Here is a 12,314-nt window from a genome sequence, read left to right on the forward strand (position 1 = left end):
CCCCTCCACTGACTCGCTCAAATGCTGCAAGTAAGGTTTCAATTTCTCGCTCTCTACCATAGAGTTTTTGGGGAATTTTAAACGTTTCAGCTCTATCCTTGCACCCCAAAGAGAAGGGGAAGATTTTGCCCTTAGTTTCTAACTGCATCAGACAGGCTTTTAAATCAGCTTTCAGTCCCCAAGCGCTTTGATACCGATCTTCGGCATTTTTTGCCATCAGTTTCATGACGATATCTGAAAGGATTTTGGGACAGGTTTCTTGCTCACTCAAGTCATGGAGAGATACGGGTTGTCTGGCGATATGAGAGTGTACCAACTCCATAGGATCGTTGGCTTCAAAGGGAAGGCGATGAGTCAACAGTTCGTAAAACGTAACCCCCAAGGAATAAAAATCTGTGCGGTAGTCGAGCGAACGGTTCATTCTGCCTGTTTGTTCTGGCGACATATAGGCGAGTGTCCCTTCTAAGACAGAAGGATTTTTGAGGGTAGGATTTTCTTGGGATAAGGCTGTTGCCAGACCGAAGTCAATGATTTTAAGCTGTCCGGTATCTGGGTTAAGAACAATATTGGATGGATTTATATCTTTGTGAATAATATGGGCAGCATGAATCTTCCCCAGACTTTCACTTGTGCGAATAGCAATGTTGAGAAATTCTTGTAAGGTAAAGCATCGCTGGCGCATCAACAGTTTTAAAGAAACCCCGCCAAAATCCTCGAAAATTATAACTGGAGTTCTCTGATAGGTTTCTAAGCTATATGCCTTAACAATTCCATCAAAATTTAGGGAGCGGGCTATTTGATATTCCTGTTGATAGCGGGTAAGTTCTGCTAATGTAGGGTAATCGGCTTTCAGAACTTTGAGGATCACAGGTCGGTGATCCGATTCTCGGATGCCTCGATAGACTAGAGAATTGCTACTTTCATGGATTTGATCGAGAATTTGGTAGCCAGCAAGGATGACCATAATGAAATTGCACGGGATGAGGGGTTGCTCGAAGAGGACATCCTGGCACGGCTAACCTTGGGGGTATAGCCGGGGAACGTCCGCAGTTGAGCAGGGTAGATGTCTCTATTTAATTCCATCTTGTGAGCGATGCGAAAGTGCGATCTGCGCTTCGCAGCAGCGCTTCGCTATCGCTCTACCTCAACAGTGACACCTTTCCCCCTTCCCCCTTCCTCTCTTACTGTAGGGAACGAGAACCCACCGGACAGAGAATTTCCAAAGCATCACCGTCTGGCGGAATTGGCATGGGGGGTGGCGAAGTCGAAGGTTGCTCGGTTTCGCAAATCTTTGTCACCGTAGTTCTATCACCATTAACTTCAGTGACGAACACCGCGCCGATATAACTCGGCAGTCCAGACTCTTTCGGTTGAGCCGTAATTGCCACGCTCTGAGTGCGATCGCCTTGGGGTACAATCTGATAGCGATACAGCTCACTCTCCAAGTTCGTTATCACCCCCAACTCTTCAACATCCGCAGCAAATTTACTATTTTCTAGATAATACGCCTGCTGTGCTCGGCTCAATAAGGTGATGTATTGGATGGGTACAGTCTCACTCGATGAGCTGGTTTGACTTTCTAACTCGAGTACCTGAATAGACTCCGGCACAGTTGTGGCATCTGAAACCCGCTCAAACAGCGCCGCCGTATCGCTAAAGTCAGCCGGTCTGGGTTGTCCGGGAGTAACGGCGCTGAGTTCCACCCGCAGTTTTCCTTCAGGAGTCAGCTCAAAAATAGTCAGAGCAGTTTCGTCGGATGTAACTGCCATATCCAGTTGCATCGGTTGAGTGGTGGTGCGAATTTGGTAAGCGGTCTTGATAGCAACAGACGACCCATCCTCAGCCGGTAAAATAAAGAACAATTCATCCTCTGGGGCAAAAATCAACCTCACCACTTCCCCTGTCGTTGGATCTTGAGCTTGCCATTCCCCCCGCAATCGCTCAATAATGGCATTGGTTCGGGAAGTACCTTCAACTTCAGCAACCGTCGGTGGTATTTCTGTCTGAGCCTTAATCGGTGTTGCAACAGTAGCAAGTAACCCTAAGAGCAGTCCTCCCGTGATCAACTGACAACCCATCCAGAACAGGCGTGATGATGTAAGCGGGTGAAAAATAATGGAATTCATCGATATCAAATCCAGACACTAACCGAGTCGATTTGGACTTTTAAATTTTGATTGTAAATGAGAATGACAATCCAAAATTTAATATCTGAATTCTAACAATTCTTATTTTGCCTAACCTCTGAAGTCCTCACTCGTATTTTGAATTAAGACACAGAAACAACCACTCCCAAACTTTCATTCACCATCCTATCCACGGCACATACAGCGTAGGTTCCCGGTTGCACTTCCAACTGAGTTGTTGCCCCATCTAGAATTTTGTAGAGTTTCCAACTGCCTCCTTTCTGCTGATAAATTGTCCAAGACTGAATATCTGTATTAGCGGGAACAGTCCAAGTAATCTTGGCGTTGCTTACCCTGACTCTAGCTGGAGTTGCTGGCGGTTTAGCACTCAGCCACGTCATAGAAGGAGCCAGGGCGGGTTCGTTATAGGTCGAGCTTTGCAAGCTTTCAACCACTCCCAGGCGATTTTCATTGAAGACTTTCATGTTATAGAAAATATTCCCTAGGGAATATTTAGACGCCAGATTGCGAGTAATATCAATTTGGCGTTCGTACTCAACAATGGGCCAGTCTTTGCCGTCTAGCATACTCAACCGATTGCCGGGGTAAATATGTCGGCGCTGGGGATTATTGTCCGTCCACCATTGCAACAAGACGGGATAACTTTGGGCAGGTGGGTCTATGCGCCAGTAAAGTTGCGGGGCGACATAATCAACCCAACCCTCTTGTAACCATTTTTTCGGGTCAGCATAAAGCGCCTCGTATTGATCCAATCCTTTAATACCGGGAGGTTGTCCGGGGCGGTAAATGCCAAAGGGACTGATACCAAACCGAACATGCTGTTTAGTCGCACGAATGCCCGTGGCAAGACGTTGGATGAGGCGGTTAACATTATCCCTGCGCCAGTCTCCTAAGCTGAGTGTACCTCCCCCAGTTTTGTAAGCTTGGTAGGTTTTCTGATCGGGAAAGGCTTGCTCGGCGATGGGATAGGGGTAGAAGTAGTCATCCAGTTGAACGCCATCAATGTCATAGCGTCGCACCACTTCAAGAATGGCATTATAAGTTAAGTCCTGAATGACTTTGACACCGGGGTCCATCCACTGTTGATTGCCGTATTGGTAAACATACTCCGGATGGGTAACGGTGATGTGGGGGTAGACGCTGGGAGAGCCTTGAGTCGAGGTTTTAGCGCGATAGGGGTTAAACCAGGTGTGCAGTTCGATGTTGCGCTTGTGGCATTGAGCGATCGCAAACTCTAAAGGGTCGTAGAATGGGCTGGGTGCTTTGCCTTGCGTACCTGTGAGCCATTCACTCCAAGGCTCTAACTCAGAGGCATATAAAGCATCGGCTGTCGGTCGCACTTGTAAGATTAAAGCATTAAAGTTAAGGGCTTCTAAGCGATCGAGAATCTGAATCAGTTCCTTTTGCTGTTGTTCAACGGGTAATCCCCGTTGCGAGGGCCAGTCTATATTCCAGACGGTTGCCACCCAGACTCCCCGAAACTCTCGTTGATGGCTAACCTTAACCGTTTTCTGGTAAATAACGACATATTGGGAGCCAATAGCAGGCATTTTGCCCAAGTACACCAACGCTTGGTAGATAAATGCTGCCACTTCCGCACGAGTTGCTGCCTCTAGGGGTCTAAATAATTTCAAATTGGGATAATTCACCACCATCCCCGCCTCTGTCGCTAAGGCAATTCGGTCAATGGCATAGGTGGGAATTTGAGCAAAATCTTGATAGAGTTCCGGTAGGGCAGCTCTGACTTCTGAAAGGGCAGGCGAGTTTATCTCTAAACCCGTCACCAGCGACACCAAAACCTCGACTCTGGCAATACTCGCTTCTGGGAGGAACCGATTGCCGGGATATCCAGACATAAACCCCGTTTCGTAAGCCTTACGAATCGCTGCATTCGCCCAATGTTGAGCCGGAACATCCACAAAGGGGACATTGGGGCGTTTTGTCGGTTTGGGTAGGGCTTTTTGCAATAAGGCAGCAAATTGGGCGCGACTCATCGGTTGGTCGGGTCGAAAACTGCCGTCTGGAAACCCGCTAATAATTCCCTGTTGAGCTAACTCTTCAATGAATGAGCCTGCCCAATGATTCTGAATATCTGGGAAACGGGGACTTGATGCTACCATAATTTTTTTAATCCCTAGAGGGGACTCAAGGATAACCCTCGCTCCCTTTCAGGATATTAACTTCAGACTCTTTTCCCTGTCTAGTAGAGACGCATACTACGTCTCTACCTCACGGATTCAGGATGGGCGTTAAATCGAGAATAAACCCAGGTAGTACGTCTTCGCCAGAAAGCGTAGGGGGTTGGTTAACGGAGAAATTAATTGTTTCTACATCAACAGATGGTCGATAGATTTCAACGAGGGGAGTTTGGGGGTCAATTAGCCATCCTAACTTAGCACCGTTCTCTCGGTACTCCCGCATTTTGGCACGAAGTTCGTTGAGAGCATCGGTTTCAGAACGGAGTTCGACTACAAAATCTGGACACAGGGGAGGAAAGCGCTTTCTGTCTTTGGGGGGTAAGGCCTCCCAGCGTTCGAGTTTCACCCAAGAGGCATCAGGAGAACGTTTGGCACCATTGGGTAATCGGAATTCAGTGGAGGAGTCAAAGACTTTTCCTAGCTTGGTTTGACGATTCCACAAATTCAAATCCGTTGTCAGATCCGCATTTCTAATACCGCTTTCTCCACCAGTTGGGGGCATAATAATTAATTCTCCATCAGCCGTTAGCTCTAATTGCCACTCTTTATTTGCCATACACAGTTGATAAAACTGCTCGTCTGTTAGACCAACGGTGGGGGGTACATTTAGGGTTAGAGTTTCCATCGTAATGTTCTGCCAACTGGGTTAATTTTATTATGGACGATGCTTATGACACTCTTTTGTTGAGCGATCGCTTCTATTCAAGCCCTAATTATGAATTGTCCAAGAACTTTTAACAGAGTTTCGGCTAATTGTAGATAGCATAGTATCGAATTTTCAGCTAATCCGACCCTAACAACGGCACAATCATTCAATCCTGTGCTTATTCTAGAGACGTAAGACCAACACTGAACCCATGCTCAACATTCCTCAAGTACTGGCGCAAGAACTTTCCCTTACCCCCTCCCAGGTGGAAAACACCCTCTCCCTGTTTGCCGAGGGAGCAACCATTCCCTTTATTGCACGGTATCGGAAAGAACGAACGGGTTCTCTCGACGAAGTGCAAATCCGCGATATCTCAGAACGCTATACCTACCTCACCGAAATCGAAGAACGGAAATCTACGATACTCAATGCGATCGCGTCTCAAGGTAAACTCACTGACGAACTCAAAGCTAAAATCCAATCCTGCCAGCAAAAAACCGAACTCGAAGACCTGTATCTACCTTATAAACAGAAACGACGCACTAGAGCCACGACTGCACGAGAAAAAGGGTTAGAACCCCTAGCCGAGTTTATTAAATCCCTCAACAATCTCACTGCCAAACCCGTATCCTTAGACGATGAAGCCGCAAATTATATTAGTGAGGAAAACGGCGTCAACACAGTAGGGGACGCGCTGAAAGGTGCTTCAGATATTTTAGCGGAAGCCGTCTCTGAAAAAGCTGAATTGCGGGCGTACTTGCGAGACTATTTAATGCAGAACGGAGTATTCGTCTCCAAAATTAAAGATGATTATCCCGAAGGTAGCACTAAGTATGAAATGTACCGCAACTATCAGACTAAAGCAAAAGATATCGCCTCTCACAATATGCTGGCATTATTCCGGGGTGAGAGTGAGGGTGTTTTGCGTCTTGACCTTTCCTTCGATGAAGAGTTTGTACAGTCCTATCTAGAATCAGCGGAAATTCGGACTAAAATTTCAGCCGTTCGTAACTTCTACCAGGGAATGCTTAAAGATGCCTTTAACCGCTTGATGAAAACCTCCCTAATTAACGAAGTTCGCGGCGATCGCAAAGCTTATGCAGATATTGAATCTATCAAAACCTTTGAAACCAATCTCCGGGAACTGTTACTTTCTGCACCTGCGGGAATGAAGCCAACCTTGGCAATTGACCCTGGATTACGGACGGGTTGCAAAGTGACTGTCTTAAATGAAACGGGAAAATTTTTAGAGTATCAAACTATCTTTCCCCATACCGGACAACGCACTAGAGCGGCAGAAATTCTCAAACATCTTATTGAAAAATACAATATCGAACTAATTGCAATCGGCAATGGCACCGCCTCCCGCGAAACTGATGAATTTGTCGGGGAAGTTCTCCAAACAATTGACCGTAAACCGATTAAGGTAATGGTAAATGAGTCTGGTGCGTCAATTTATTCAGCTAGCGACGTAGCGCGAGAAGAGTTTCCTGATCAAGATGTTACCGTTCGAGGAGCTATCAGTATCGGACGCCGCTTACAAGATCCCTTAGCGGAACTCGTGAAGATCGACCCGAAATCCATTGGGGTGGGACAGTACCAGCATGATGTTGACCAAAAATTACTCAAGAAAAAGCTGGATGAAACAGTAGAAAGCTGTGTGAACTATGTGGGTGTTGATTTGAATACGGCATCGAAGGAACTCCTGACCTTTGTTTCCGGTTTAACGCCAACCATTGCCAAAAATATCGTCACCTATCGCAATGAAAACGGTGCGTTTAAAAACCGCCGTAAACTGCTTAAGGTATCGAAATTGGGACCTAAAGCCTTTGAACAGTCAGCAGGTTTTCTGAGAATTCGCGGTGGGAATAACCCCTTGGATAATACTGCCGTGCATCCAGAGAGTTATCCAGTAGTGGAAGCTATGGCAAACGATATCGGTGTCCCCTTAGTGCAAATTCCCCAAGCATCCGATAAACTCAAATCTATTGATTTGAAAAAATACGTCACCGATACCGTCGGTTTACCCACCCTCAGAGATATTATCAGCGAACTGGAAAAACCAGGGCGCGACCCCCGTGCTGAGTTTAAATATGCCACCTTTAAGGAAGGGGTTAAGGAAATTTCCGACCTTACAGAAGGGATGGAACTAGAAGGCATTGTCACCAACGTTGCCAACTTTGGTGCATTTGTGGATATTGGTGTGCACCAAGATGGGTTGGTGCATATCTCGCAACTGGCGGATCGATTTGTTCAAGATCCAAAAGAAATTGTCAAAGTGGGACAGGTGGTGAAGGTGCGAGTGATGTCGATAGATGAGAAATTAAAGCGGATTGGTTTATCAATGCGATCGCCTGATGGGGCAATGAGCGATCGCCCCAGTAAAAAGACTAGCGAAAAGAATAGCGATCGCAAACATCAAAAACCATCTACCCTGAACGATTTGAAATCAAAATTTAACCGAAAGGCATAGTCCTCCGCCAGAGATTGAAATTCCCTAGTGAGTACAGAGTAAACAAAGAGTTTAGTCCACAAAGCGTGGACTTGATCTATTAGCCCGGAGTTCAAGATCCGGGCATATTTTCGGACTTACGGCTGAATATCTTATGACATCACAACTTTCTTCTCTTTATGGCATTGAAGCTTCCACCATTGAAGAAGCCAGAAACAACTGGTGTATGTACGCTCAACGCATCTTGGAAAACTATGCTAAAGAAGACATTACCTCGAAGAACGTAGAAAATACTATCTATACCTTTAAAGGCAATTTTCTCAGAAGTAAGCCCAAAGTAGAAGACGGAAAAATCTACATCAGCACGTACTTCCCTTTAGCTGATGAGGTTAAGACCAACTACGAACAGGTCTGGTGTAAAATTAACACAGCCGCAAGACTTGATAACTCTTCTATCGGTATCCAATCTCAAGGAGAATCTAGAGCTAGCTCGGAAATGAATAAATTGGCTTTAAGATTCGCTCTTAATTTTGTTAGCGATCGCACCAGGAATGCCTATCAAGCTGCCGATATGACTATAGATTATCAAGATATCAAGCATCTGACAGGTTTTACCTGGTCTAACTCCGAGGTTATTTTTGAAAAAAATACAGAACACTCTTATACCCTGAAAACCCCTTACTTAAGAACAGATAGAGAATTCCTGGATAGTTTGAGTTACAAATACTACTTCAAAGTCTTATCCCCGAAAGGAGCCGTTGATTTCATTTACAAAAGTAACCAACTTTGGCTGTAACTGCTCCCCCGCTCCCCCGCACCCTTACTCCAGCCTTAACCACCATTGATTTTCACACTTAAAGTCCAATTTCTGCCAAACTGCCAGATCCACATCCGTTAGAGGAGTTAACTGAGAACAGTGAGGTTGAATAACCTGACTCAACACCGCCCAAATCAAACTGCGCGTCACGTCGAGTCCCGTTTTTAACCAAGATTCTTGATTGCCAGGAATTCCTAATTCTTCAACTGGAGTTACCTCTACCCAAATTCCCTGGGCACCTAACAGAATCTGCGCCATCCACTCAGCTCGCGGTAAATGAGTGGGGGAAGTAATTAATTTAACGTTACGAACATTCCACTGACGCAACAAAGGGATATTAAAGTAAAAATTATCAAAGGTAGACTCGGCACACTCTTCTAACCAAACTTGCCGGATGGGTGCCTTAAACTTCTGAAAAACTAGCAATATGCAGGGAGGTTCCGAGCCTTGCGAGATTAAAACTCGCGTTTGCGGGTGTTCTTTGGCAAACTCGGCGGCGTAAACCTCCCGGCGAATACTGCCTCCCAAGACAAAAACAGTATCGACTGGTGCAGATGCTGCTGTCTGTAATCTCAGGGTGTTGAGCAACAACCAACCCACGAGAAAGATAGCCAAGCCCAATAGCCCCAGGCACAGCAGACGCCGCCAGTTACGTTGAAGGTGATGGTGAAAGCGAATCCCGTTACGCCAAATCAATCTACCTCACCGTTTCGATCTACCCATCCCAATTTTAAGGGCTTGCACGCTCTAGAGGAGGAATAATTGGGGAATTCACTAAAGATTTTGATGCCTGTACAAAAGATTGCCCCGATCTGAATGACACTGAGTAAACTGGCACAAAATTTCTGGAAGTTTGCTAGATAATTTGAGTATAGTGACAACAGACGCATTCCACACTGGCTAGCAGTACACTCACAACTAAAGGCTAAAAAGGCTAAGCCGCTTGTAGAAATCAATCAGTGGGACTCCTTTCAACGGTTTAATTCTAAAAATAGATAGCTCAAAACCCGTTTCCGACGTATTCTCCATGAATCAATACCCCAAACCCTTACCCTGGCTCAAAGGCATTCTCTTCACTGGTGCGATCGCAACCACAGCGGCTCTATCGTGGTTGGCACCCATGGGCGGTCGTGCTGTCTTTGCCGCTCTGCAAGATAGCCCTAAAAACATTGTTGACGAAGTCTGGCAAATTGTTAATAAGGAATACGTCGATCACACCTTTAATCATGTGGATTGGCAAGGGACCCGTCAACAACTCCTCAACAGAAACTATTCCTCTAAAGAGGAAGCCTACAACGCCATCCGTAAAGCCCTAGAACCGATTGGAGATCCCTACACTCGCTTTTTAGACCCCGAACAGTTTCAAGCCCTCACTAGCCAAACTCAAGGGGAACTGTCTGGAATTGGCATCCGTCTCGGGGTTAACGAGCAAACCAAAAAACTAACCGTTGTAGAACCAATTGAGAATTCGCCAGCCTTTGAAGCGGGTGTTAAGGCTGGGGACACAATTTTAGCAATCGATGGCAAATCCACTCAGGGAATGACAGTTGAAGAAGCTTCGGCACTCATCCGAGGTGAAATAGGGACAGACGTTACCCTACAACTTTCCCGGACGGGAAGGAATGGGTTTGATGTCATGCTGACTCGTGCTCAGATTGAACTGCCTACCGTGCATTATACCCTCAAGGAAGAAGGTCAAATGCGGATAGGCTATATTAGCTTGGATGAATTTAGCTCCCATGCTGCCGAGCAAATGAAGCGGGCGATAGAGAACCTGGATGCGAAAAATGTGAAAGGTTACGTGCTAGATTTGCGAGGGAATCCAGGAGGATTACTGTACTCCAGCATTGAAATTGCTCGGATGTGGATGGAAGATGGCGTCATCGTCCGTACCGTAGACCGAAAAGGTGGCAAACAGGAATTCTCGGCTAACAAACAAGCCCTGACCCAACTCCCGCTAGTGGTTCTGGTAGACGGTAACTCAGCGAGTGCTAGCGAAATTCTTGCTGGTGCGCTGAAGGATAACAAACGGGCGACTATTGTTGGTTCTCGCACCTTTGGCAAAGCCGTCGTGCAGTCTGTTCATTCCCTATCGGATGGTTCTGGTTTGGCTGTAACTATTTCTCGTTACTACCCTCCCAGTGGTATTGATATCAACCACAAAGGAATTGCACCGGACGTCAATCTTGATTTAACTCGCGAACAACGGCAGTTGCTGGCGGAACCCGAGTGGCGAGCGACTGTTCAAGACCCTCAGTATAAGCAGGCGATCACAGTTTTAGAAACTCAAGTACTCGCACGAGAGGGTGTCAGACAACCCCTGAAGCCTATTAGTCGGGGAAATTAGGACAAAAAACCTTAAGTTCAATCTGGAGACGCGATATATCGCGTCTCTACTGTGCTACTTCATACCCCCCTTACGCCATTCAGCTAACCGTTGTTGAGCCTTGGCATCGAGAGAATTGACTAAAAAACGACCCCGAGATTGTTTTGAGGGTCGGTGTCGGCGGCGAACTCGATGAGTAGTAAATATCACGTCGCTGGCTAACTGCTGGGATGACATCCATTCTGCCCCGTATCCCATGATAGTTAGCTGCTGCGCTCGGTCGGATGTGGCGACGATTAATCGTTGTTTGGGTCGCTCGATTTTGTGGCGAAACGAGGCACAGAATTTTTCGATATAACTGTCTGCTGTCTGCCCGAACTCTGTGTAGCAGGCTAGTAAATGGGTTGTAAAAACTTCGTGGTGAATCTGAGTCTTTTGATAGTAGGCATCGAAAACCACCTGAGTGTGGTAGTCCCGAAACGCGCTGTAATTGATTAATGTCTCGATTAACTCTTGGCGAGCCGCCTCAAGCCCGTGGCGATCGCGCGTTCTTTTCAGCTCAGACCAACTACCTATGACATTGTAGCCATCAACCAGTAAAAAAACCTGGGGTGGGGGAGGGTGCATTGTTCAAGGGGGATATGTAACCTAATAGCTTAGGATTTGTTACTAATAATTAATATAGTTAATAATAGGTTACATTGTCACATTCGGCTGTTCCATCAGCCGTTGCTTGAGTGCCTCTGGTTCCCCTTGGGCAACCACTCGACCTTGTTCGAGCAGAAAGGCTCCGTCGCAATAATTCAACTCCTCCAATCGGTGCGTAACCCATAGAGCAGTTAGTCCACGACTTTTGACCAAGCGCTGTACTTGTGCCACTAAGTCGAGTTGCGTATCTGGATCAAGCAGGGCTGTCGGCTCATCTAAAAGTAAAATTTCCGACTGCCGAGCGATCGCACCAGCAATAGCAATACGCTGTTTTTGCCCCCCACTCAGGGCATAAATAGGGCGTCGCTGCAAATCCAGCAGGTTAACTGCCGCTAGCGCCTCCCTCACCCTCGCCTGGACTTGAGCGATAGAAAGTTTTTCTTCCACCAATCCAAACGCCACATCTGCGCCCACAGTAGGCATTACGAGCTGGTGATCGGGATTCTGAAAAACAAAGCCCACTAATCCTAAAACCTCAATTTCGCCGGAATCAGGCGGCAATAGCCCTGCCAGCAATCGCAGTAACGTAGATTTGCCGCTGCCATTTGTCCCCAAGAGCATCCAAAATTCACCCTTGGGGACTTCTAGAGAGCAAGATTGTAAAACCGATGCTCCCCCCGACCAACTAAAGCATAGATCCCGCACTGTAATTGCTGCTTCAGTCATAGCGTCGGTTACTGGTCGTTTCATTCCGCCACAGCCAAGAAACCCGGAACCCGCCCGGCTCCTGCTGCACCAGATTTCTGAGAAACCATCACCGCACTGATCTGATTCGTGAGAACGCCGATTTTCTTATCCGGCTGGTATTCGCAGCTCAGTTCTAACAGCTCAGGACTCCCAGAGCGTATAGCTTTCAAGACATCCTGATAAGTGGATTGAGCATCTTCTGCCGTCTTGCGCTGCACAGACAAGGGCAGAGGCGTGTTTTTCAAAGTCAAATCAATGGTGAACATACTGAGGTCTAGGGTTTAGTGTTTCGTCAAATACACTCTCCCTCTTATCATAGACAGCCCCCAATCG

General features: G+C 46.6%; 11 protein-coding genes. 3 read left to right on the forward strand and 8 right to left on the reverse strand.

What is annotated here, in order from left to right; translation table 11 throughout:
- From IQ257_RS26380 to IQ257_RS26395, 4 genes are all read right to left on the reverse strand, one after another.
- On the reverse strand, window positions 1-964 hold a 964-nt coding region (locus IQ257_RS26380), incomplete at its 3' end, for a serine/threonine protein kinase (protein ID WP_193933340.1).
- A gap of 217 nt (window positions 965-1,181) precedes the next feature.
- Window positions 1,182-2,126 (reverse strand): type IV pilin-like G/H family protein, encoded by a 945-nt coding sequence (locus tag IQ257_RS26385; protein ID WP_193880002.1) that lies wholly within the window; start codon window positions 2,124-2,126, stop codon window positions 1,182-1,184.
- A 143-nt stretch (window positions 2,127-2,269) separates the two neighbouring features.
- Window positions 2,270-4,267 (reverse strand): glycoside hydrolase family 10 protein, encoded by a 1,998-nt coding sequence (locus IQ257_RS26390; protein WP_193879999.1) that lies wholly within the window; start codon window positions 4,265-4,267, stop codon window positions 2,270-2,272.
- Window positions 4,268-4,376: 109 nt separating this feature from the next.
- Entirely contained in the window at window positions 4,377-4,970 is a 594-nt protein-coding gene (locus tag IQ257_RS26395; RefSeq protein ID WP_193879996.1) for a Uma2 family endonuclease, read from the reverse strand.
- 232 nt (window positions 4,971-5,202) lie between these two features.
- Here IQ257_RS26395 and IQ257_RS26400 point away from each other — a divergent pair, with 232 nt between their 5' ends.
- Entirely contained in the window at window positions 5,203-7,464 is a 2,262-nt protein-coding gene (locus IQ257_RS26400) for a Tex family protein (RefSeq protein ID WP_193879994.1), read from the forward strand.
- A gap of 133 nt (window positions 7,465-7,597) precedes the next feature.
- Window positions 7,598-8,239 (forward strand): hypothetical protein, encoded by a 642-nt coding sequence (locus IQ257_RS26405; RefSeq protein ID WP_193879991.1) that lies wholly within the window; start codon window positions 7,598-7,600, stop codon window positions 8,237-8,239.
- Between the two features lie 24 nt (window positions 8,240-8,263).
- On the opposite strand, the gene IQ257_RS26410 is transcribed toward IQ257_RS26405, so the two are convergent.
- On the reverse strand, window positions 8,264-8,956 hold the full coding sequence (locus IQ257_RS26410; protein ID WP_228061047.1) for a YdcF family protein: 693 nt from the start codon (window positions 8,954-8,956) through the stop codon (window positions 8,264-8,266).
- Between the two features lie 331 nt (window positions 8,957-9,287).
- Here IQ257_RS26410 and ctpB point away from each other — a divergent pair, with 331 nt between their 5' ends.
- Window positions 9,288-10,607 carry a carboxyl-terminal processing protease CtpB gene (gene ctpB, locus IQ257_RS26415; protein WP_193879988.1) on the forward strand — a complete coding sequence of 440 codons (1,320 nt, stop codon included), beginning with the start codon at window positions 9,288-9,290 and terminating at the stop codon, window positions 10,605-10,607.
- Window positions 10,608-10,661: 54 nt separating this feature from the next.
- Here ctpB and IQ257_RS26420 read toward each other — a convergent pair whose 3' ends face one another.
- From IQ257_RS26420 to IQ257_RS26430, 3 genes are all read right to left on the reverse strand, one after another.
- Window positions 10,662-11,213, reverse strand: coding sequence for an NYN domain-containing protein (locus IQ257_RS26420; RefSeq protein ID WP_193879985.1), 552 nt, complete (start codon window positions 11,211-11,213; stop codon window positions 10,662-10,664).
- A gap of 69 nt (window positions 11,214-11,282) precedes the next feature.
- Window positions 11,283-11,960: an energy-coupling factor ABC transporter ATP-binding protein gene (locus IQ257_RS26425; RefSeq protein WP_193880008.1), complete on the reverse strand. Its 678-nt coding sequence runs from the start codon at window positions 11,958-11,960 to the stop codon at window positions 11,283-11,285.
- A 20-nt stretch (window positions 11,961-11,980) separates the two neighbouring features.
- Window positions 11,981-12,247: a hypothetical protein gene (locus IQ257_RS26430; RefSeq protein ID WP_193879982.1), complete on the reverse strand. Its 267-nt coding sequence runs from the start codon at window positions 12,245-12,247 to the stop codon at window positions 11,981-11,983.
- Between the last annotated feature and the right edge of the window lie 67 nt (window positions 12,248-12,314).

The sequence above is a fragment of the Coleofasciculus sp. LEGE 07092 genome, from assembly GCF_015207375.1.
Lineage (GTDB): Bacteria > Cyanobacteriota > Cyanobacteriia > Cyanobacteriales > Coleofasciculaceae > LEGE-07092.

Coding starts and splice junctions, on each gene's coding strand:
- IQ257_RS26385 (WP_193880002.1), bottom strand. CDS start 2,126: ATGAATTCCATTATTTTTCACCCGCTTACATCATCACGCCTGTTCTGG.
- IQ257_RS26390 (WP_193879999.1), bottom strand. CDS start 4,267: ATGGTAGCATCAAGTCCCCGTTTCCCAGATATTCAGAATCATTGGGCA.
- IQ257_RS26395 (WP_193879996.1), bottom strand. CDS start 4,970: ATGGAAACTCTAACCCTAAATGTACCCCCCACCGTTGGTCTAACAGAC.
- IQ257_RS26400 (WP_193879994.1), top strand. CDS start 5,203: ATGCTCAACATTCCTCAAGTACTGGCGCAAGAACTTTCCCTTACCCCC.
- IQ257_RS26405 (WP_193879991.1), top strand. CDS start 7,598: ATGACATCACAACTTTCTTCTCTTTATGGCATTGAAGCTTCCACCATT.
- ctpB (WP_193879988.1), top strand. CDS start 9,288: ATGAATCAATACCCCAAACCCTTACCCTGGCTCAAAGGCATTCTCTTC.
- IQ257_RS26420 (WP_193879985.1), bottom strand. CDS start 11,213: ATGCACCCTCCCCCACCCCAGGTTTTTTTACTGGTTGATGGCTACAAT.
- IQ257_RS26425 (WP_193880008.1), bottom strand. CDS start 11,960: ATGACTGAAGCAGCAATTACAGTGCGGGATCTATGCTTTAGTTGGTCG.
- IQ257_RS26430 (WP_193879982.1), bottom strand. CDS start 12,247: ATGTTCACCATTGATTTGACTTTGAAAAACACGCCTCTGCCCTTGTCT.